Genomic DNA, 22,068 nt, shown 5'->3' with positions numbered 1-22,068 from the left:
TCGCAATTCCCGGATACTAGCATCTAAATCGCATCGAGCGAACGGCGAATATCGGCCCTTAAGTCCTCTATATCCTCGATTCCCACTGACAGCCGTATCAAACCGTCGCCGATGCCCAGCTTTGCACGCGTCGCCGGCGGGATGGTCGCATGCGTCATCAGCGCCGGATGCTCAATCAGGCTTTCGACGCCGCCCAGGCTTTCGGCCAACGCGAACACCGAGCAGCTTTCCAGGAAGCGGCGCGCGCCCGGCAGGTCGGTCTTCAGGTCGATCGAGATGATGCCGCCGAAGCCGTCCATCTGGCGCTTGGCCAGTTCGTGCTGCGGGTGCGATTCCAGGCCGGGGTAGTAGACCTTGCGCACCTCCGGCTGCTGCTCCAGCCAGCGCGCCAGTTCCAGCGCGCTGCGGCAGTGGCGCTCCATGCGGATCGCCAGCGTCTTCACGCCGCGCAGCGCCAGGAAGCTGTCGAACGGGCCGGCGATGGCGCCCACCGAGTTTTGCAGGAAGCCGACCTGCTCGCACCAGGCTTGCTGGTGCGGCTCGCCGCCCACCACGGCGATGCCGCCGATGATGTCGGAGTGGCCGTTGAGGTACTTGGTGGCCGAATGCACGACGATGTCGAAGCCGTGTTCCAACGGCCGCTGCACCAGCGGGCTGGCGAAGGTGTTGTCGGCCACGGCGATGATGCCGCGCTCGCGGCAGATCTTGCCGATCGCCTTCAGGTCGGCCAGCTTGAGCATCGGGTTGGTCGGCGTTTCGACCCACACCATCCTGGTTTCCGGCTTGATCGCGGCCAGCAGGTTTTCCGGATTGGTCAGGTCGACGTAAGTGAAGTCGTGGCCCGCGCTGCGCCGGCGCACCCGCTCGAACAGGCGGTAGGTGCCGCCGTACATGTCGTCGCCGGCGATGATGTGCGAGCCGGCGTCGGCCAGTTCCAGCACCGTCGATATCGCCGCCAGGCCGGAGGCGAAGGCGAAGCCCTGCGCGCCGCCTTCCAGATCGGCCACGCAGCGCTCCAGCGCCCAGCGGGTGGGGTTGTGCGAGCGGCCGTAGTCCAGGCCCTTGTGCACGCCGGGGCTGTCCTGCACGAAGGTGGAGGTGGCGTAGATCGGCGGCATGATGGCGCCGGTCGACGGGTCGGGCGATTGGCCGGCGTGGATCACGCGGGTGGCCAGGGCGGCTTTTTTATTCGGATGGCTCAAGATAAAGTCCTTCTCAGGTGGTTCAGCAAATCGAAGCGGGTGATCAGGCCGTAGAAGGCGTCGCCGTCGGCCACCACGGCGGTCAGGCCGCGGTCCAGCGTGCTGCGCAGCGCCTGCACGCTGGCGCTGGGGTGCAGCGTTTCAAGGCGCGAGGTCATGGTGGCGCCGACCAGGCTGGAAAACTGTTCCGCGTGGTTGTCGACCTTGAGCAGCAGGTCCGATTCGTCGATGATGCCGACCAGCTTGCCGTTCTCCAGCACCGGCAGCTGCGCCAGGTCGGTGCTGCGCATGCGGTTGAAGGCGGTCAGCAAGGTGTCGCCGGGCGCCACGCTGACGACGTCGCCCTCGTCGTAGCGGCGGCCGATCAGGTCGCGCAGGTCGTGCAGCGGTTCGCGCCGCAGCAGGCCCTGGTCGTGCATCCAGCCGTCGTTGTAGACCTTGGACAGGTAGCGGGTGCCGGTGTCGCACACGAAGGTGACCACGCGTTTGGGCGTGGTCTGCTCGCGGCAGTATTTGAGCGCGGCCGCCAGCAAGGTGCCGGTCGACGAGCCGCCCAGGATGCCTTCGGCGCGCAGCAAGGTGCGGGCGCTGTCGAAGCTTTCCTGGTCGGTGACGGTGTAGGCCTTGCGCACGCCGCTCAGGTCGGCGATCGACGGAATGAAGTCTTCGCCTATGCCTTCCACCGCCCACGAGCCGCTGGTGTCGGACACGCGGCCGGTGTTGACGAACTCGGTCAGGATCGAGCCCTTGGGATCGGCCAGCACGAATGCCACCTGCGGCGCGGCCTTGCGGAAGTAGTTGGTCAGCCCGGTCAGGGTGCCGGACGAGCCGACGCCGACCACGATGGCGTCCAGCTCATGGCCCATCTGTTCCCAGATCTCGGGGCCGGTGGTGGTCTCGTGCGCCAGCGGGTTGGCCGGGTTGTTGAACTGGTCGGCGAGGAAGGAGCCCGGCAGCTCGCGCGCCAGCCGCGCGGCATAGTCCTGGTAGTACTCGGGGTGGCCCTTGCCGACGTCGGAGCGGGTGGTGCGCACTTCGGCGCCCAGCGCCTTCAGGTGCAGCACTTTTTCGGTGGACATCTTGTCTGGCACCACCAGCAGCACGCGGTAGCCCTTGAGGCGGCCGACCAGCGCCAGGCCCAGGCCGGTGTTGCCGGCGGTGGCTTCGATGATGGTGCCGCCCGGCTTCAGGCGGCCGTCGGCCTCGGCAGCTTCGATGATGGACAGGCCGATGCGGTCCTTGATCGAGCCGCCGGGGTTCTGCGATTCGAGCTTGAGGAACAGCTGGCAGGGGCCGGTGTCCAGGCGCGTGACCTGGACCAGGGGCGTGTTGCCGATGAGTTTAAACAATGCGGGGGTGGGCATGCGGTTCTCCTTGCGAACAGTGGGCAGGGGCGGATTGTGTCCGCTCGTGCTTTTTTGTAAAGAGCGGATGGTAGGCCGCTCCGTAGGCGCTGGAAAGGAATGATTCCGAGTTTACATATGCAAAAAAAATACACGTTTCACTATGCTGCTGGAAAAGCAAGTATGCTCCTTTTTCAGGGGCGGCGGTTTATAATCGCGCTCTTCAAAAAGGGGTTGTAGTGGCTAAACTTTATTTCCGTTATTCTGCGATTATTGGGGGTTAAAGAAATACATAGTTCTTTCCAATTGGCGTTGCCAGCGCTATACTAGTGGCGCACTGTGATACCTGCACGGGGGAGATTCCGGCAAATTTCCAAGTCATCGAATGTCAATGATTCGTCTGCGGGGAGCTAAAGTGCAAAGTTTTGCATCGAGGTGCGCGCCTTTGATGCTCCCCTTTTAGCTCAATTTGGAGACCGCATTGGCCCGCCTTTGGTTCAGATATGCAGCAATGAATGCTGGTAAGACGAGTTCGCTTTTGCAGGTGGCCCACAACTACGAAGAGAACGGCGAGAAGGTCTTGCTGCTTACCTCGGCACTGGATGACCGGGACGGTCAGGGTGTCATCTCTTCCCGCATTGGTTTGAAGCGCGACGCTGAAACGTACAACACACGTACCAACTTCCTGGAGCGGTTCAAAGACATCGACGTCGCTTGCGTGCTCATCGAGGAGGCACAGTTTCTTACTGTGGATCAGGTCCGTCAGCTCCATCGGTGGGTGCATACCAATAACGTCCCTGTAATGTGTTTTGGTCTCCGGTCGGATTTCAAAGGGGATTCTTTCCCTGGCGCCGCCGCTCTCCTGACTCTCGCGGACAATCTGGAGGAAATCCGGACTGCTTGCCGATGCGGGAAGAAGGCCACAATGAACATTCGCATTGACGAGAATGGCGAGCGGGTACAAGACGGTGATCAAGTGCTCATCGGCGGCAACAGCCGCTATCGCCAGGTCTGCGCACGTTGCTTCTACAAGTGACGTTGGCGCTTCCTACTTGATTGCGTCGAAGGGGGCCGAGTGTTCGTTAAGGTGAAGCTTCAGGTTCAGCAGGATAGCACTGGCAACAGGATCGAATTGCCGGGACTGCTGACTCCGGCCGGCTTACTTACTCCCCTTCTGGACTACTGCCTTGCGAGGGAGCTGTCCCGCAGCATCTCATGGATGGATAAGGTGCTCAGGTCTGTAAAGTTGTTTTGCGAGTATATGCAAGCCAATCGAGGGCAACGGGACACTCTGCAGCTCTTTGACAACTTCGCAAACGCGCTCGTCAAAGGAACCTTCGACCTTGAAACATTCGAGGACCCGAGTGGCCTATGTTGGCGGCCGCGGAAAAACAAGGATGTGAGCGGCATCCTTACCGATCTTTCGCTGTTCTTCGACTGGCTCGGTGAAAACAACCCGATTGCGGCAGGCATCAACCCCATGGTCGCAGCAAACCCCTACGACCAACGGTGGAACGAGGCGGCTAGACGGTATCGGCGCGATAACGCGCTCCTTGGGCACCTTTGGCCGAACCCCGCAAGCGATAAAAAGACTCGCAGAGTGAGGGTCAAGGGGGAATCGACGCCAGCCCCGGCGGAACCTCCAGCGTTTCCAGAAGACCGGTTCATGGACCTTATTAACGATGGTTTTCGGGTTGGCAGCCGAGTCGATCACCGGGGCATCTGCATATCGCTTCTCCTGCACGGGGCAGGATTTCGGCCGTCTGAGCCGTTCCATTTGTACGCCCACGACGCGATGCCTCATCCGGCAAACCCTGCGACCGCCCTTGTGCGCATCCACCACCCATCTGACGGCTATGCACCTGAGGACTGGAAACTCTCGGGAGATAGAAGCGTTGCGAACCGGGCAGACTATTTGGCGACGGTGTATGGTTTGCAACCCCGCCATAAGATGCTTGGCGACCTTCAGGCGGGTTGGAAGGGCGGGAGTTACGATGCGGATAACTATAAGCAAGCGCACTGGTTTGTGTCGTGGTATGGCGAGTTATTCCTTTATCATTGGAACCGCTACATCGAGCAGATGGTGCACACGAGGCGAGATCATCCATTTCTGTTTGTTAATTTGGGACGCGGAGATATCGGTAGCATGTATAAGCTACCGACCTTTAATGACGCGCATGCTAACGCATGCCGTCGCATCGGTCTTGAGCCAGCTAAGCACTTGGGGACCACACCTCATGGTCATCGCCACGCCTATGGCCAGCGCGTCCGGAAGGCTGGATTGGGCGAAAACTATATCAAGATGATGCTCCACCATACCTCTCTGGAAAGCCAGAAGGTTTACACACAACCGGGCGCGAAAGAGCTTGCCGAGCAAATGCAGGCCGCTAGTGACCGTCTGGACCAGACAGTTCGACGCCCCGCGATCCTACTCACTGCCGATTAAGGCCCTTTATCGAATGATCGAACTCGTCCATCCCGATGCACATTTAGATGCCTTGCTGGCATCTGCAAATCTAAGCCCGTCTAAGAGGTTAAAGTTGCAGAGCCTTCACCAGGTTTGCCGTGCACGTTTCGACCGCGGTGAACGTAGCTTCCAACCCGCAGAAGTAGCGGGAGAAGTTGCGGCGGAGGGTGTTATGTCCGTCAGCACCTACATGAGCTCGAAATACACGACATACCTCGAGCTTGGTAAGGTGTGGCAGGACTATTCCGATGCTGTTGACTTAAGTCTCGAACCCGATGCTCCTCCAAGTCACCCTGATGCGGTCCTGAGGGACCTACTCGCAGCCCCTAAGCGCAGAGGAAATGCCGCCTCGGCCCTACGTTCCTTGCACAAGTTGTGTAGGGAGCGTTTCAAACGTGGCGAGAGGAATTTCAGTCCAGCCGCAGTCGGGAGGGATGGTGCAGCGTCGGGCATTATCGCCGGCGCTGCTTCAATTAGGCGACATGACAACCTGTTGCAAGCTTGGCAAAAATTGGCCGACGAGCGCGGACCGTTAACTGTGGAAGGCATTCATGAAAGCGATCCCAACGCCGTGCTTCAGGAACGTCTACGCGAGCGTGGCGTTAAATCCTCCACGCTTGAGCTCCTAAAGCGAGTCCAGGAGGTCTGTGAAGAGCGCTTTGACCGCGGAGAGTACGACTTTGGCACATCAGTGATGGCAAGGGCTTTGATTGAAGCAAAGGCGTTCACTTCCGGAGGGGCTTTGCTTAATCGGCTTCGCTTAAATGAACGCTGGTTTTCCATATTGCAGGCTTGGCAATCCAAAGCCGATGCGCTCTGGATTGACAGTGATCCGAACCTGGAACCAACCAATCCGCACGCGGTATTCCGCCGGCTTAAGGGCAAAACCAATCGAGCTGATAAGCTGGAAACGCTCCTCGGGGTTCACCGGGTTTGCTATCTGGAGCATGCTGCTGGACAGAAGGACTTCTCTAAGCTGACGGTCGGAAAATTGCTCAATGCTCGTGGCATATTGGCAGAACGGTCTCTGTTCAATAGTGCCTACGACGATCTCCGCATCCTTACCAACGCCTGGGATGAGTACGCTCGGCCGTGGCTAATCAAAGAAGGTTCAGCGCCGCCAAAAAATAAATCGAAACCGCGCAAGTCGCACGATCATGACCTGGAATGGGTGCGCCGGGACTACCCTCAATTGGAAGAATGGCGGGAGTTGGCTTCTGAATGGTTGCAAACGGCAGCGGCCGGACTGGGGCCTCGCTTGGCCGCCATTAATGCGTTTTTTGAGCAATATCTCAATAGAGAGGATGTGCCAAGCGAACCAGCCGAACTGTTTCGGCGTGGGGCGCAATTCCCGGACTTTGCCGGCTTGGCCAGCAAGATGGCTTCGACCAAAGATCGAGTCACGCGCCTGAACTATCTGTCCGACTTCTTCGAGTGGGTTTTGCTACGTGCTTTCAGTGTAGAAGCTGATGATGGTGAGTTGGTCGTTTCTCCTGAGTTCCGGAATCCGCTTGCCCGCGCCGTCGTGCCGAAGGGCTCCGCTGCTCTCTCCGAATCTGTCCGCTCACCGTTACCTTATGGGTACATTCATACTTTGCGCCGCACTCTTGCCCAGGGACTGACCTTTCGGGAATGGAGTTTCGCCCAAGGGGCTCAAGGTGTGGAGGAAGGGGGCATTGGTCGACCGGCTCGAGATTGGTTTGAAGTCGACCGCTCATTGATTGACGAAGATGACCCTGACTGCGTTTGGCGCATCCGAACAATGTATGGGGGACGGGTTGTCTATCAGATGTGGAGTCCAGTGCGGTGGGTGGCCCTGTTGGTGAAGCTGCTGCTCCCTTTACGCACAGGACAGGTCCGGATGCTAGATTCGGGAGAATCTGATACTTGGACGTACAAGGCTGGCCAATGGACCCCTAACACTCATCCTATCGCTAGCAAGAACACACGTGAGCCTTGGCAGCAGGGTGTCCTCCGTCGCCATCCCGATCCAGCCAACCGGGAAATGGCCACGACGGTGTTATACATCAACACGAACAAGACGGCGGATAAGGATAAGGGTGGTCCCAGTAAGGGCTACACCATGCCGTGGTTTGCTGCGCCGGACTCACTGGACAACGTCTACTACTGGCTCGAGAAGCTTCGGGACTGGCAAATGAAGTACAACCCCATCAAACGTCGGACTGACTGGTCTGAATTAGGCGGGAAGCACATTGGCGCTAAAACGGACGGGCAACTGGCGTCCTATTCGCCCACATGTTTTCTATTTCGTTTGCCTGAAGAGCTGCCTGAATTGCGCGGTTTACCCATCACAGATGGAGTTCTGGCATATGCGTGGGCCAATTTGCTCGAGCATCTGCAATCTGAGTTGGCGGCCAAGGGGGAGACGCACCCTGGTGGGCAGCCGATTATCTTCATGGGGCGCGGTGAACAAGGGCGGATCGCATTCAACGACTTTCCGCTTCATTCCTTGCGTGTCTCGCTCATTACCGCGTTTGCTCTGGATGGGGGTGTTCCTTTCGCCATTCTTCAGAAGCTCGTGGGTCACGCCCGCTTGCTTATGACCCTCTACTACACCAAGCCTGGGCAAGCACGTATGACTCGTGTACTTGCGGAAGCAGCTGGGAAGTTGGAAGGAAACAAGGACGAGAGCATCCACAGCTTCCTTCTCGATACAGAGCACGACGTCCTTGTTAAAAGGGGAATCTGCAATAATTCGGCGGCATTGGCGACCGCAATTCCCGTCCGCCCGGTTGATCGGAATCCCGCCGGCTGGATGCTAATGCACCATGGTCTTTGTCTGGTCGGTGGAAATGTCAGCGAGATTGAGGATAACAAGAAGATCGGTGGTTGCTATAACGGTGGGCCTGATATTGGCTCAACCAGTCATCCTATGAATGCTCCCGTTCCTGGCGGTAGCCGCAACTGCGTCCGATGCCGCTGGTTTGTTACCGAGCCTCACTACCTTGCTGCGCTGGCTGCGCACTTCAACACGATTGCGTACCACTTTGATGAATCTCGAAACCGTGCGATTGGCGCGGAGCGGGGCTATCAGGAACTGCTTCGACAGAAGGCCGAACAAGAGTTCGCAGGGGCGGTGTTCTCGAATCAAAAGCAGCTACTTCAAGCTGAGCGCGTTATGGAATCGACAATGCGGGAATTCAGTGACCGCGCTGAAGATTTAGTGGCGACCTGGCGGCTTATTGAGCGTTGCAAGAATGTTCTGAACTCAGGCCCTTCCGATGGATGGCGGCTGCTTATACAAGGCGAAGTGAGCGACGTCGAGGCGGTGTTTGAAGAAACCGAATCTGAACTGCTGCAGCTTTGCGGGGTCTGCGACAGCGTCGAACTCTATCCTGATCTTGAGGCGGACAAGGCGGTCCTTCGGCGTAGCCAATTGCTTGACTCGGCGCTTTACAACGAGGGACTTCCGCCTATGTTCTTGAAGCTTGGGCAAGAGGAGCAACTGAAAGTCGGCAATGCATTCATGCGGAGCCTGTCACGTTGCGCCGCGCCCGATAGTCCATTTATTGGGCAGCGGAAGGTGGTTGAGGTCATTGACGCCGGCGGGAAGCTGGGGGAAAGCCTTGGCGTTAACTTGGTGAGCACTATGTCTGAACTGAAGATGGCCGGCGCGACGTCCCATCGTATGAAGCTAGAGGTCATAGAAAGATGAGTAACGCTAACACTCCTGATGAAGTAATGGCGGAGATTTTGGCTGGGTCTCCGCGGCCACAGAAGGTCCGTAACCTGCAGGCTATGCACGACGTGTGCAAGGCATTGTACGAGGTAGGTCCCCGCGACTTTTCGATTAGCAACGTAGGTAGGCTATGCGAGGCGAAAGGCATCATGAAGGCTCGTGGGCTATATAACGAGGCGGCCGAGGACTACCGCAAACTTGTGGGCGCTTGGGCTGACTTGGCCGGCCCTTTACCTCCCAAACTGGTTGACAAGGAGAAGCCTTCAGAGGCCTATGTCAGCCAGATTCAGGACCCCGTTCTCCGCATGCTGGTGAAGCGCGACCTCGCCAAACTGAACCGCGTGACAGCGGAGCTCAATGTGCTTAAGGCCAGTAAGACCATCTTCGTGGATCGGCGGCCGATGGTTGAGGGCGCTCAGCCCGCGCTGGCCAATATGGTGAAGAGGTTGGAAGATTCGGAGTTTAGGGCGCTCAAGAAGGCCCTTTCGCCCGAATCTTTAAAAGCCAAGGGCTGGGAAGAGACCAAATTGGGCGAAATCGTCAACGACAGAGGCCGGACCGTTTTTGATCCAGGCTTTGCAACGGGACTGCGGAAGCTGCTAGGCGAACTCTAATCGTGAGCGTGGGTGAGACGTAGCATGCATGGCAGGCCAAGTCACAGTTGGGGTGTCCACCGAGTGGTCCAGTTCACTGAGGGGTAATTTGAATACCTACAACCATTATGATTGAATGTAAAACGACCAACACTATTGTGAGTCCTAACCACGCAAAAATACTGCGCGGTCTTTTACTAAAGATGAATCCAGCTATGCCAAATAGAATCGACGGTCCAAAATACACCACTACTAACACTAGATTGAGCAAGGTATCAGGTTTGCAGGTGTCTATACCAGGGCATGGACCTGTGTAGACTTTACAGAAATTAGCGAAGTGATGGCACATCCAAGTATAGGTTAGATTTGCAACTAGCAGGCTTGCAAAGCCGATCAACACGAACACAAATGCGATGATAAAGCGGCGAGTCATTTAATCTCCCAGAACAAGATTTTCTTGGAATTCCGCAAGTCGGAAAAGCCAATCCGAGTTCCAGGAAAGAACTCATTCATCCCCACCCTACGGCCGAGGGTAGCGAAACCGTCCCAAAAGCCGCTTATCGTTAAACGCGAGCCGTTCCACAAGTCGATGTGTCCACCGCTCGCGTTCACGGGAATCTCTCCGGAACGCGTCCAATAGCCATGAAACATAATAATACCAGTCCGTCCTTTTACTTCTGTTTCCCAGTCCTTACTGGTGAGATGTTCCGAATTCTGCGGCAAGCCACAGAATGGCTGAAGTTCCAGCCACTCTCCTAGCTCATAGGCGCGCACGGCGGCAGGATATCCGTCCATCATGACGCGCCCAAGCACCTTTGCCCCCGGCATCGGCTTAACGCTTTTTTGAGAGAACGAGAGCATTTTAATTCCGATCTTGTGGAATGTTGCACTCATGCGCAGTGCACATTGATTGCTATAGTCTCCTTTATCATCGGGGGCGGGTTTATACGGGCTTCCAGTCACGTAGTTGCTCCATAAATCGGAAAACTTCACCGCTGGCACGTCTATTTTGCAGACAGAGTCTTTAAGTGTATTGGTCTTTACTATGGCATGTTGCTTGAGCACTTTCCCCATTATTTTGCACCCGCCATTCTTGCAAGAGCATCATCTCCCCAGTAGACAACGTATTCTTCTTCGTCATACGTTTCGATACGCGGTAGCATGCCATCTGATTTGGCGCGGCCCGAAAGCGTTCGGCCGTCCTTGGTCTCGACCAGGTACGGAATGCCTGTAATCGCATCATCCTGAAGCTGTGGCTGTTCGTCGAATTTTTCCATTTCTTTCCGCGTCACGCCTCCATTTTCTGACGTACGTAATGGGAGTGCGCCAAGAACGAGTGGAATGGTGGTTGATTCTAAGGCCGCCGAAGACTGCGTCCCCCCGCTGGAGCCGCCGCCGCTCCATTCAACCGTATCCGTAAATTGGGAAGCAATCAGCGTTGCGCCGCATGAGGTTTTCATCCCTGCTACGGCAACACCTTTACCGTAGAACGTGGCCGACATCACTCCTTCCACGATGGGAAAGTCGCCTTTGCACTTCGGACAATGCACCTTGTGCCCGATGTAGGCAATTGGTTGACCCATGCAGATGTCTGCAGGCGAGCCCTCCAAAACTGTTCCACCATGACTAGTTGAATCTCCCTTGCGAATTATTTCGGGCATGTTGGCCATTCAAAGTTTTATATCTGAACATTGTAGTTGAATTGCTTTTTCCGCATCGCACGAACCGAGTTGCTAGGGGTATGGCGAAATGGGGGAAGGCGCCGCTTTGCCTCATCAATTCTGCGGTCGGCTTGACGCCGATTAAATCACCTTATCAAACAAGCCATACCATGTACAAGCTTCAAGATCAATCCCTCACCATTTGCTTTTTCTCAAATGAAAGGTATTTAAAATGAAACCTGCAATGCGGAAACTCAAATCATCCCGGAAACAACTCGGCCAAGGGATGACGGAATACATCGTTATCGTTGCGCTCATCGCTGTCGCCGCCATCGCGATATACCAATTATTCGGCGCAACGATACGTAACCAGACGGCCGGCATGGCGCTTGAAGTCTCCGGGAAGAACGGAAGTGCAGCCATCGCCAAGGCCGGGGATGCGGCGACCAAAGCCGAGACAGCGGCCAAGGACACTACGAAGAACTCACTTTCCACCTATGGAGACCAAGCGACCACTGGCAAACAGAACTGACTCATTCCGTTCCGCGTAAACGTCACCTCTTTGTCTGCCTGAGCGTCCACTTACACACCTCAAGTCCAACGCCAATCGAACCATGAAACCGGCACATTCATCCCTCATGACCAGGATAGTGAAACGCCATCAACAGGGCCAGGCGCTCGTCTACGGCATCTTCGTACTCATGGGCGGCTTGGCCGCCCTAATATTCCTCTTTAATACGGGCCAACTCACCGCTGAAAAAACCAAGCTCGTGAACACCGCCGACGCCGTGGCCTACAGCGCCGGTATCATGCATGCGCGAGCTCTGAATTTTGATGCCTACACCAACCGCGCGCTGATGGCCAATGAGGTCATGATTGCACAAGCCGTCAGCATCGCTTCGTGGTCCGCGCATGTCGTGGAGCACACCAAGAACGTTCCGCCACTCAGCTGCTATACCTACTATTCGGTACCAGTTGCCTTGGCACTGACAGAATACATCCCTGTCTGTTATCTGCTCAGCCTGTATGGCGCCGACGTGGCCGCCGACGGCGTGAATAGCGGCGTTCACGTCGCAGCACAGGCTACAGTGGTGGCGTCCGAGATCGCAAAGGGTATCCTGCAAGGCGCGCAGGCCAACATGGCCGCAACCTTCCTGATCGAACGAAAAACGCTGATGCAGCAGGTGGCTGACGCCAACTATGCCGGCGATGGCGCGGTCCATGTCGATACCATTCCCCTCACCGACAATTTCGTGGCGTTCGACGGCGAAACCTTCATCCATTCCTATTCCGGCACCGACCGGGGCCGCTTCAAGGACGCGGTGGTGGAAGCCGCGAACCGGGACCCGTTCGTCAAGCAACGGTCCTGGACCTCCGCCAATAGCTTCGCCTGCATTCTTGGGAACAAGGCGGCCTTCCGTCGTCGGGGCGGCACCGAACTCATCGACTTCGACGAATGGAAAGCCATGGACACGGCGTCCCTGCATCGGTGGACGTGGCACACGCACGGCATTTTGCGCTTGCCCACGTGCGATGACGATGAGATGGCATTGGGCTACGGCACGCAGGGAGCGGCCAATGGTTCACCTGATGACTCGGCCGCGAACTATGGTAACTCCCGCTCCGACAACCCCAAGGCTAGCGCAGCGGCCAGCGCCACGGATTGGGGTTACAGCGGCCTCCCCACGTTCTACGACATATCCTCGTCCGCGCTGGCGTACGCCTCGACGGACCCGAACCCACGCTTGAGATTCGCGATACGACTTACGCGGGCCAAGGACCAATTAAGAACCTCGGATGCCGCTTCTGGCATCAAACCGACCGGCAGGCTCGCCATCATCGCCGGCAAACCTGCCTCCGATGTGCTGGCGGCAGTCGCCACCTCGGAGGTCTACTTCGAACGTCCAAGCGGCCGCAAAGACGGTAAGGCGGAACTTGCCAGTCTGTTCAATCCGTTTTGGCAAGCGCACCTTATTTCCACCTCGACGGCCGACATGGCGCTGGCAATGACCTTAGGAGGTCCACGATGAACACCCATCACCCCAACCAGGGTGGCCGGCTCTGGCCCCCCTTGTCCGTGGAAACCCTGTGCCGATTGCTGGTCTTATGCATCTGCGCGGTGCCGTTGGCGGCTCGCGCCACCACGCAAGCCGAGGATGATATGGCCAAGGCGCCCATGCCGCACGAGGTACTCGGCTCGCATGGCGCGCCAGTCAAGGTGCACCTGGCCAGTTCGCAAGGCTATGTGATCGGGCAACCCGACGACGCCGCACGCCTGACCATGCTGCACGCGGAAGTCGAGGACTGCGTCCGGCGCAACAGCGCGGCTGGTGTTGCGTCGAAGCCGCCGCGCGCGTGGCCCGATCATGTCGACAGCCTACGTAGCGACATCTATTCGGCCATCAATCGAACCATTCATTACTCCAGCGGCGTGACCTATGGCGCCAACCAGCTTGATTGCAGTTTGATCGAGATTCGGCGCAGTACCGCCAGTCTTTACTCTAGCCAAGGCGTCTGCGATATTGACCTGCGCAAGAAAACGGCCCGTGGTGCCTGCGACGCCACCGGGCAAGCGAGCGCAAAACCGCCGAGCCGTCTGCCGGGACTGACTGCAGTGCAAATCGCGGCCATCGAACGTAACGCGGCCACCAATCCAGCCATGGCCGCACTGGCGGCTGCCGTGCGCGCGCACCCACCGTCAGGCACGGGCGAACACAAGACTATTGTCGGCCTCGAGTGCGACGTATGGAAGAATCCGCTTGACCCTGAGGGCACGATTTGCCTTTCGCGCGGAGGCTCGTTTGCCGCATCTAACGTCCCCGGCGATATGAAGCAATCAGGTATGGCACTGGAGGCCACATCCATCGTGGGCATCAAAATGCAGGCCACGAAGGCGAAACTGGACGCGTTCGTCAGCAGTTCCGTATTCACTCCTTATCTGGCCGGTGACTTCCGCATTACTAACACGGGAGCGCACCCATGAAGGCCAGCTATTCCCCCGCGCGGCGACATATCAGGGGCCAGGCGCTGACTGAATTTCTCGCGCTCGCCGTTGCTCTCGTGCCGTTGTATCTGCTGATACCAATCATCGCAAAATACCAGGACGTTTCAAGCCAGGTCGCTATGGCCAGCCGATACGTCACATTCGAGGCAATGACACGCAATGACGCGCAAAGCACCTGGAAGGCACCTGCCGACCTGGCAGGAGAAGTACGTCGCCGCTTCTTCAGCAATGCGGACGCCCCTATCAAGACGGGCGACGTTGCCGGCAATTTTCTCGCCAATCAAAACCTGTTCTGGCGCGGCCCTGACGGTGCCGCGCTCATCGCCGATTTCGACAGCGACGTGGCGGTCAGTTTCGGTCCCGACCAGAAACCGACGCACGACGACGCCTTTACTCCGGCCAGCGATGGCAAACCGTTCAATGGAACCTTGACTACCACACTCGGCATTCATACCGCCGAAAAGTTGGGGCTCGCAAGCCGGGGCATCTACACCGGTAACGTCACGGTCCGCTTGGCCAATATGCCCGCCGGCCTCACAGCCTACAAGCCGCTTGATAGCATCAACCTGGCGATTTCCCGTCACACCAGCGTCGTCATCGATGGCTGGGTAGCCAAGTCTCCGGCGCTTGTCCAGTCACGCATCGACAGCGGCGTGCTCGTACCAGCCACCAAGCTCCGCGGCATCGCGCCGGTGGTCAACGGCAGTGTCGCGGTGGTCGAAGCGGGCCACTTCACTGGCCCCAAGCTGGGAGAACTCGATTTCTGGACCGATGTCGTGCCGTCCGACCGACTCAAGTAGCTATCGGTACGCTTGGGTCAAATGTTCTCCTAGTCGGTGTTCGTCAATGGATCAAAGTTTGCGGCAAGTCAGTTATCTAAATGCTATTGATTGTTAAATAGGCTATGCGCTTCGCAGTCTGAGGCGTGTGTATAAGCACAATTGGAAGGCAAAAACCATGGCAACGCAGAGCAGGAAAATCATCGCGACCATCGGACGGATGGTCTTCCGCCAGGTTCCGACAGCGCTGGCTATCTTGCTGCTGCATGACGCCACCGCGTCAGCCGAGTTGCCTTGGCCCACAGTACACGTCCCTCAGGGTATCGAAACCTTCGCTATAGGCGAAGAGGTGGTCGTCAACGGACTTCCACTACGCATGCGTGGCGTGCTATCCAACCAGGCCCCCGTGGAAGTGGCGGCACTTTTCCGCGCGAGCTTGGGACGTCCTCTGATCGAGAATCCGCAAGGACCCAAGCTGGTGCTAGGGCGAGCACTGGGAGAGTTCTACGTGACGGTGCAGCTGGAGCCCGCAGGTGCCGGAACGCGCGGCGTGGTTGCCGTCACCAGACTGAGCGCCGCGATTAGCGGGCGTGATACATCCAAGGAGGCCGGACAGCGTCTCCTCGCCCGTTTTCCAGCAGGCTCCAGGTTGGTAAGCCGAATGAGCTCCGTGGATGGCCTGCACCGCAGCGATGCCCTCACGCTCAGTAATGCGCTGGACGTCGAGCTCAACGTCCAGCATATCAAGCACACGTTGGACGCCGAAGGCTACCAGTTTGCGCGTGCGGCGTCGCCAGCGTCAGGAACCGGCACGACGCTGTTTTTCACAAAGCGCGGCGCGCAGGCGGTCGCTGTAGTTTATCGCGAACGAGGCGGGAACACGGCCATCGTCCTGAACACCGTCACCGACCTGGAGCGCGCGAAATGAATCTCCACACGATAAATCATCGCGGTCAGCACGGCCAAACGAGCATGGAATTCGTCATTGTGTGCGCTGCTCTTGCCTTCGCCCTGGGTGTCGGAATGAGCGGAGATACCAGCATTCTGAAGCAGCTACTCGACGCGTTCAAGACGGCGTATCAGGATTTCAGCCACGCCATTTCACTTCCGGGCTAGTCATGAAACTCAACCTTACCTCTCTATCCAAGGTCAACAAAACGTGGGCGGTTCTTGGCACAGCGCTCGCCATCGGTCTGCTGGCTGCCATGGCCACACGCAGCTTCCTGAGCACCCAGGTGGCCGAGATTGAGGCACGCAACCAGCACGAAACCGTCAGCGTCGTCGTAGCCAAAACCGAGCTGGCGCAAAACACTGTGCTGACAAACAAAAACGTCGCCGTACGCAAGATACCCGTGGAGTTTGCGCACTCGGGCGCTGTGCTGCCAGCCGACTTCGAGCGCATCGATGGCGGCACCATCGCCTTTCAAGTCAAGGCGGGCGAGATGATTATGTGGAGTCAGATGGCGGGCAAGCGGGCGCCAACCTTTTCCGCGCGCCTGGAGAAGGGACAACGCGCTATCACAGTCGTGGTCGACGAAATCAATTCCATATCCGGCATGCTGGAGCCTGGCGATCTGATAGACCTGATGTTCACCGTTGACCAGAACGGCAAGAAGATCGTCCTTCCGCTGCTACAAAGCATGCAGGTCATAGCCACTGGCCAGCGTTCGGCCGACGATCCGAAAAGCGGTGAACGCACGCAGTTCGCCACCGTGACGCTCGACGCCACGCCGGACCAGGCCAAGAATATCATCATCGCGCGAGAAACCGGCAAGCTAACCGCCTTGCTTAGAAACCCCGCAGACAAACAACCTATCGGCAACAAGAGCTACGACTTGAGCTCCCTGTTCGATGCTCAGCCTGAAGTGAGACCAACTCGTCGCGACGAGGGAGTCCCCGTTTTGTATGGCGGTAGTGGTACGAAATATCCCCAAGAAGCATTGCATCTCAGTCGCTATCGAACTGGTGGCAGACCATACCCGCCACCGCCGGTCGCCGCGCCACCGCCGTCCCGGTCGGCTACTTCACCCTGAACTGAAAATCCGACGCAACTCAATCGCGCGGCACCGCCGCGTGTAGGACTACTCACGCCCATTTTTGGACTGAACGCCATGAAAAGCCCTCGCTGTAAATCGTTTTGCGCCCTGCTAATAGCGAATCCGGTCGCCGCCGTCTTGAAATGGGGCGTCTACGTCTCGCGTCTTGCGCTCGCCGTCGGACTGGGCTCAAGCCTTTTCGGCGCGGCAGCAATCGCTCGCGCGCAAATCCCACCTCTAGGCATCGTCCAAGGCAATGCGCCGGTCACGGCGCCTCAGCCACGCGTGAAGCAGGTTCCCATGCCAACGATCACCAAGACGACCGAACGCTACGCCCCCATCAAAAAACAGGAAGACGCCGAGCCGGTGCCAGAACTTGAACTGTTCACCGGCGAGTCGCGCGTGTTCTCGACGCCCGGCGTCGCGCGCATCGCGGTGGGCAATGGCCAGGTCATCACGGCCAATGCGCTCGACGACAAGGACGTCATCATCTTTGCCAATGGCGCGGGTACCTCGACACTGTTCGTGTGGAACCAGGAAGGGCATTTTCAGCGCGTGAAGGTCACCGTGCTGCCGGTCGATATGAGCAGGTATGCGCGCGACGTCGCCACCTTCCTCACGACGATACCGAAGGCAAAGGCCACCGTAGTAGCCGATAAGGTCATCGTCGAAGGCGAGGAACTCTCCGATGCTGACCGCGAAAAGATTGCGGAGCTGGCTAAGCGCTATCCGCTTATCGTGAATTTCACCAGTCCCATCGGATGGGAGCAGATGGTGATGATGGACGTGAAGGTCGTCGAATTTCCTAAGACGGAGTTGCGCGAATTCGGTTTGAAATGGAGCGCAACCGGCGGCGCGGCAATTGGCGGCATCTGGGCCCCCTCCAGCCGCGGCGACACTGGTGGTTACGCGATCACGGTCAGGGCGGGGGACGCCAACGCTCCGCCGATTACTGTGCCGAGCGGAAACGGTGGAGGCTTCGGACCGCTGCCGTCTAACCTGACCATCCTGAGCGCTATCAACATGGGGTTGAACGCGCAGCTGCTTGCTCTCGAGCAGAAAGGAATGGCGAGCATATTGGCGGAGCCACAATTGTCGACTCGAAGCGGTTACAAGGCCAGCTTCCTGGCAGGTGGCGAAATTCCTTACTCGGTCGCCAGCATCAATGGCGTGACGGTGCAGTTCAAGCCCTACGGCGTAAAGCTGGACATCGAACCCAAGGTAGGCAGCAACGGCATCATCCGCGCCATCGTCGAATCGGAGGTTAGTTCCATCGACGCCTCCCTCTCCACAGCCAACGGCCCCGCTCTGCTGACGCGGCGCACCAAGACGGAATTCAATGTCCGGCAAGGAGAAACCATCGTCCTGTCCGGACTACTACAACGCAACAGTAGCACCGATATCGACAAGGTGCCGCTGCTCGGCGACATCCCGATTCTCGGCGCACTGTTCCGTTCTAAGCGCTTCCAAAATAAGGAAACCGAGTTAGTGGTGTTCGTCACGCCTACTATCGTTGACAGCCATAGCGCCGGTCTGCAGGACAAGGTGCAGCGCGCCACCGAACGCCTGGGAAACAACTTGGGCAGGCAGCCCTATCTGAGCAATCCCCTCCAGCCCGGCGCCGATGCAGCCCGATTCAACCAGGCGCCGGCTTCCGCCGACGTACCTGACTCGCCAGCGCACTAACCGGGGGCATCATGTTCCAGGTCGACATCCTCAACCCTGACGGCAGCGCCAAGCAGGTCAATGTGCCTGACGACTGCATGGTCGGAAGCAAGACCAGTAACGATATCTGGCTCGACAGCTGGCGGGTGGCGAAGGAGCATGCACGCCTGCTGCGCACACCCTCCGGCGTGCTGCTGGAAGACATGGGTTCATACACCGGCACCAGCGTCAACGGCGTACGCATTACCACCCAGCATGGGCCGCTGGCCGCATCGGATGTCGTCGCCATCGGCCCCTACAAATTGCAGGTGCAGGACCAGCCCAGCGCAGTGAAGCCCGTGCAGGCGGCTGCTCCGAACTCCCGCTCAACAAGTGCGGCCACACGCAACCAACGAGCGACAGCGGAAATCCATGCATCGCGCCTGGCGGCCGAGAGGGCCCAGCAAAAGGTACAACAGGCCCCGGTGAACGCCGACACGAGTGCGGAGATGCCGGCGGATGGTTATCCGCTGGTGCTGGCTCCGCTGGCCCGGCAGCAGCTCGAATTCGAATGGCGCCAGCGCCTGCACGCCATTCTGCTGGAAACGATGGACCTGCGCCGGCACGACGTTTCGAAGATGAGCGACGAGCAGCTGCGCACGGAGACGCGGCGCTACATCCACGACATCATGCGCGAACAACGCGCGAACCTCCCCGAGGAGCTGGATCACGAATTATTAGCAAGGCAAGTGCTTGATGAGGCCGTCGGCCTGGGGCCGCTGGAGGAGTTGCTGGAAGACGCCGGGGTCACCGAAATCATGGTCAATCAGTTCGACAAAATCTATATCGAACGCGATGGGCGGCTGGAGAAGCACCCTCTGACATTCACCAGCGAGCGGGCCGTATTGGGCGTCATCGAACGCATCGTCGCACCATTGGGCCGGCGGATTGACGAATCCTCCCCCATGGTCGACGCACGCTTGAAAGATGGGTCACGTGTCAACGCCATCATTCCGCCGCTGGCATTGAAGGGCCCCGCGCTTACGATACGAAAATTTGCCAAGTACAAAATGACGGCGGACGACCTGGTGTCGCTGGGTGCGCTCAGCGCCGAGATGGCGGTCTTTCTGGATATATGCGTCGCAGCCCGCAAAAATATCGTCGTTTCCGGTGGGACGGGGTCCGGCAAGACGACCCTGCTCAACATTTTGTCCAATTTCATCCCGTCGGGCGAACGCATCATCACTGTCGAAGACGCGGCCGAGCTACAGCTGCACCACGAACACTGGATCAGCTTGGAATCACGCCCAGCCAACGTGGAAGGGAAGGGCGCGGTCTCCATACGCGAGCTGGTCAGGAACACGCTGCGCATGCGGCCTGACCGCATCGTGGTCGGAGAATGCCGCGGCGGCGAAGCGCTAGACATGCTGCAAGCGATGAACACAGGGCACGACGGTTCGCTCACGACGCTGCACGCCAACAGCCCGCGCGACGCGCTATCACGCCTGGAAACCATGGTGCTCATGGCCGGCATGGAATTGCCGCTGTCCGCTATCCGTGAGCAAGTGGCCTCCGCCATCCAGCTCATCGTGCAGCAGACACGCTTCGCCTGCGGCACGCGCGTGGTCACCAGCATCACCGAAATCACAGGGATGGAGGGTGGCAAATTCCAGATGCAGGAGTTGTTCCGTTTCGTGAACCTGGGCTATTCGACGACGGATGGTCAGACCAGGGTCCGCGGCTACTTCAGCGGCTGTGACATGGTGCCGGGCTTTTACGAAGGCTTGCACGCCGTCGGCAACGCGCTCGACATGAGCATCTTCAAACAAGGAAAGCGGCCATGAGCGCGACGCACATGCTGATTTTCATCACCGCAGTCGCGGCGCTGGCGGCGGCCATTCTGGCCTGGCTGGTCATCGATATCGGCATCGTCACGATGACCAGGTACCGTGCCCATTTCACCGAACGCACCCGTTTTCAGGTGCGCGAATTTTTCCTGTTTGTCGATCCAGCCAAGATATTCATGGCGCATGCCGCGCTGATGACGCTGGGTGCGATTGTCGCCGGCCTAGTCACTGGCAGCGTGCTGGTGGCCGCCGCCATGTTCATCGGTCTGGCACTGCTGCCGCGAGCGGTCTATGCGTGGCTGCGCGTGCGCAGGTTGCGCAAATTCGAGGAGCAACTGCCGGATGCCCTGATGATGCTGGCCGGCGCGTTGCGCGCGGGGCTGAGCCTGAACATGGCCATCTCGCAGCTGGTGGTGGAGGCGCAAGCGCCGCTGGGCCAGGAGTTCACGCTGATGCTGCGTGAACAGCGCCTTGGCGTGACGCTGGAGCAAAGCCTGAACGGCCTGGTGCGCCGCATTCCCACCCAGACCACGATATTGGTGGTCTCCGCCATGCGGATCGCCACCGAGACTGGCGGCGGCCTGGCAGAAATGTTGGAGCGCACCGCCAACACCGTGCGTAGCCGCCTGCAAATCGAGGGCAAGATACGCGCGCTGACGGCGCAGGGGAAATTGCAGGCGTGGATAGTCGGCCTGCTGCCGATGTTGCTGATGCTGGTCCTCGACCATATGGAGCCCGACGCGATGAGCCAGCTGTGGCACACACGCATGGGCTGGGGGGCGCTGGCCGTCATCATCACGCTCGAATGTCTGGGCATCCACGTTATCCGTCGTATCGTCGCCATCGACGTCTAGGCCGCGCCATGCCCTCTACACGCACCGAACTGATCATCGCGGCGCTGGCCGTGCTGTCCGGCCTGGCAGTCGCGCTGGTCGCCACGCTAATCGCCCGTGCCGTTGCCACCATTCCTGCAGAGGACCGCAGCTACAAGGACGCGCCGCCGCTGGGTTTCCGACTGTTCTGGTGGCCTATTCATTGGTGCGGTCATGCATTGCGCCCCTTCATCTCGCGGGCGCCGACCGCCTCGCTGCCAGTGCGCTTGCGCAAGGCCGGGCTGGAATACAGCATTAGTCCATCCCAATTTACCGCAGCCCGTCTACTATGTGCGCTCGCCGTCGCGGCCTTTTCATGCTGGGTGCTGGACTCGCTGGGCCAAGGTAGCACGTCGGGCGGCTTTGGTGTGTCGCGCTACTGGGAGGTGGGTGTCAGCGCCGCGCTTTCCGGCTGGAGCTATGTGGGCATCTGGCTGCGCGACCGCATGGCGCTGCGCAAGAGCGAGTTGCACAAGACTCTGCCGTTCTACCTCGACCTCATCACCCTCTGCGTGGAGGCTGGCCTCAATCTTCAGGGCGCGCTCAACCAAGCAGCGCTCAAGGGGCCAAATGGGACTTTGCGCGACGAAATCAACCGCGTGCTGCGCGACGTACGCAACGGCAAGGTGCGGGCCGAGGCGCTGCGCGCCATGAGCGAGCGCGTCCAGGAGCCAGCCGTCACCAACTTCATCACCGCAATGATACAGGCCGAGCGGATGGGTATGAACCTGGGGCCGGTGTTGCGGGCACAGGCCGACCAGCGGCGCTCCGAGCGTTTCCTGCGCGCCGAGAAGCTGGCGATGGAGGCACCCGTCAAGCTGCTGTTTCCGCTCATCGCGTTCATCTTCCCTTGCACCTTCATCGTCCTGTTCTTCCCCATCGTCATTCAGTTCATGCACTCGGGGCTATAAGGAACCATC

General features: G+C 58.7%; 19 protein-coding genes. 15 read left to right on the top strand and 4 right to left on the bottom strand.

Features of this window, described 5'->3' with window-relative positions; translation table 11 throughout:
• Positions 1-23: 23 nt before the first annotated feature.
• Both ACEN9O_RS26785 and ACEN9O_RS26780 read right to left on the bottom strand, forming a co-directional pair.
• On the bottom strand, positions 24-1,202 hold the full coding sequence (locus ACEN9O_RS26785) for a trans-sulfuration enzyme family protein (protein ID WP_495614833.1): 1,179 nt from the start codon (positions 1,200-1,202) through the stop codon (positions 24-26).
• Complete coding sequence (locus ACEN9O_RS26780; RefSeq protein ID WP_495614832.1) at positions 1,199-2,566, bottom strand: pyridoxal-phosphate dependent enzyme; 1,368 nt, start codon at positions 2,564-2,566, stop codon at positions 1,199-1,201. Before ACEN9O_RS26780 ends, ACEN9O_RS26785 begins: the two co-directional genes overlap by 4 nt.
• Before the next feature lie 460 nt (positions 2,567-3,026).
• Between ACEN9O_RS26780 and ACEN9O_RS26775 the strand changes: the two genes are divergently transcribed.
• The 4 genes from ACEN9O_RS26775 to gmtX are packed head-to-tail and all read left to right on the top strand — an operon-like array spanning position 3,027 to position 9,326.
• Positions 3,027-3,581 (top strand): thymidine kinase, encoded by a 555-nt coding sequence (locus ACEN9O_RS26775; RefSeq protein WP_495614831.1) that lies wholly within the window; start codon positions 3,027-3,029, stop codon positions 3,579-3,581.
• Between the two features lie 39 nt (positions 3,582-3,620).
• Positions 3,621-4,991: a gamma-mobile-trio recombinase GmtY gene (gene gmtY / locus ACEN9O_RS26770; RefSeq protein ID WP_495614830.1), complete on the top strand. Its 1,371-nt coding sequence runs from the start codon at positions 3,621-3,623 to the stop codon at positions 4,989-4,991.
• 13 nt (positions 4,992-5,004) lie between these two features.
• Positions 5,005-8,688 (top strand): gamma-mobile-trio integrase GmtZ, encoded by a 3,684-nt coding sequence (gene gmtZ / locus ACEN9O_RS26765; protein ID WP_495614829.1) that lies wholly within the window; start codon positions 5,005-5,007, stop codon positions 8,686-8,688.
• Positions 8,685-9,326, top strand: coding sequence for a gamma-mobile-trio protein GmtX (gene gmtX, locus ACEN9O_RS26760; protein WP_495614828.1), 642 nt, complete (start codon positions 8,685-8,687; stop codon positions 9,324-9,326). The genes gmtZ and gmtX overlap by 4 nt, the downstream gene beginning before the upstream one ends.
• Positions 9,327-9,734: 408 nt before the next feature.
• Here the strand turns inward: gmtX and ACEN9O_RS26755 are convergent, their stop codons facing one another.
• Together ACEN9O_RS26755 and ACEN9O_RS26750 are read right to left on the bottom strand one after the other, a co-directional pair.
• Positions 9,735-10,379, bottom strand: coding sequence for a T6SS effector amidase Tae4 family protein (locus ACEN9O_RS26755; RefSeq protein WP_495614827.1), 645 nt, complete (start codon positions 10,377-10,379; stop codon positions 9,735-9,737).
• Positions 10,379-10,975, bottom strand: coding sequence for a PAAR domain-containing protein (locus ACEN9O_RS26750; RefSeq protein WP_495614826.1), 597 nt, complete (start codon positions 10,973-10,975; stop codon positions 10,379-10,381). The genes ACEN9O_RS26755 and ACEN9O_RS26750 overlap by 1 nt, the downstream gene beginning before the upstream one ends.
• Positions 10,976-11,198: 223 nt before the next feature.
• Between ACEN9O_RS26750 and ACEN9O_RS26745 the strand changes: the two genes are divergently transcribed.
• The 11 genes from ACEN9O_RS26745 to ACEN9O_RS26695 all read left to right on the top strand — a co-directional run bounded on the left by ACEN9O_RS26745 (position 11,199) and on the right by ACEN9O_RS26695 (position 22,059).
• The gene (locus tag ACEN9O_RS26745; RefSeq protein ID WP_495614825.1) at positions 11,199-11,498 is read left to right on the top strand and encodes a pilus assembly protein; all 300 of its coding nucleotides are present in this window, start codon (positions 11,199-11,201) and stop codon (positions 11,496-11,498) included.
• Positions 11,499-11,616: 118 nt separating this feature from the next.
• Positions 11,617-12,996, top strand: a complete 1,380-nt coding sequence (locus tag ACEN9O_RS26740) for a pilus assembly protein TadG-related protein (protein ID WP_495614824.1) — start codon at positions 11,617-11,619, stop codon at positions 12,994-12,996.
• Positions 12,993-13,949 carry a hypothetical protein gene (locus ACEN9O_RS26735; protein ID WP_495614823.1) on the top strand — a complete coding sequence of 319 codons (957 nt, stop codon included), beginning with the start codon at positions 12,993-12,995 and terminating at the stop codon, positions 13,947-13,949. The genes ACEN9O_RS26740 and ACEN9O_RS26735 overlap by 4 nt, the downstream gene beginning before the upstream one ends.
• Positions 13,946-14,770 (top strand): hypothetical protein, encoded by an 825-nt coding sequence (locus tag ACEN9O_RS26730; RefSeq protein WP_495614822.1) that lies wholly within the window; start codon positions 13,946-13,948, stop codon positions 14,768-14,770. The genes ACEN9O_RS26735 and ACEN9O_RS26730 overlap by 4 nt, the downstream gene beginning before the upstream one ends.
• A 157-nt stretch (positions 14,771-14,927) precedes the next feature.
• On the top strand, positions 14,928-15,677 hold the full coding sequence (locus tag ACEN9O_RS26725) for a hypothetical protein (RefSeq protein WP_495614821.1): 750 nt from the start codon (positions 14,928-14,930) through the stop codon (positions 15,675-15,677).
• Complete coding sequence (locus ACEN9O_RS26720; protein WP_495614820.1) at positions 15,674-15,865, top strand: hypothetical protein; 192 nt, start codon at positions 15,674-15,676, stop codon at positions 15,863-15,865. The genes ACEN9O_RS26725 and ACEN9O_RS26720 overlap by 4 nt, the downstream gene beginning before the upstream one ends.
• 2 nt (positions 15,866-15,867) lie before the next feature.
• On the top strand, positions 15,868-16,782 hold the full coding sequence (gene cpaB / locus ACEN9O_RS26715) for a Flp pilus assembly protein CpaB (RefSeq protein WP_495614819.1): 915 nt from the start codon (positions 15,868-15,870) through the stop codon (positions 16,780-16,782).
• A gap of 78 nt (positions 16,783-16,860) precedes the next feature.
• The gene (locus tag ACEN9O_RS26710) at positions 16,861-18,471 is read left to right on the top strand and encodes a type II and III secretion system protein family protein (protein WP_495614818.1); all 1,611 of its coding nucleotides are present in this window, start codon (positions 16,861-16,863) and stop codon (positions 18,469-18,471) included.
• A gap of 11 nt (positions 18,472-18,482) precedes the next feature.
• Complete coding sequence (locus tag ACEN9O_RS26705) at positions 18,483-20,273, top strand: TadA family conjugal transfer-associated ATPase (protein WP_495614817.1); 1,791 nt, start codon at positions 18,483-18,485, stop codon at positions 20,271-20,273.
• Positions 20,270-21,130 (top strand): type II secretion system F family protein, encoded by an 861-nt coding sequence (locus ACEN9O_RS26700; protein ID WP_495614816.1) that lies wholly within the window; start codon positions 20,270-20,272, stop codon positions 21,128-21,130. The genes ACEN9O_RS26705 and ACEN9O_RS26700 overlap by 4 nt, the downstream gene beginning before the upstream one ends.
• 8 nt (positions 21,131-21,138) lie before the next feature.
• Positions 21,139-22,059, top strand: a complete 921-nt coding sequence (locus tag ACEN9O_RS26695) for a type II secretion system F family protein (RefSeq protein ID WP_495614815.1) — start codon at positions 21,139-21,141, stop codon at positions 22,057-22,059.
• Positions 22,060-22,068: the final 9 nt, after the last annotated feature.

The organism is Duganella sp. Dugasp78 (assembly GCF_059491455.1).
The sequence above is the reverse complement of the archived record's forward strand: the minus strand, read 5'-3'. Positions and strand labels throughout refer to the sequence as shown.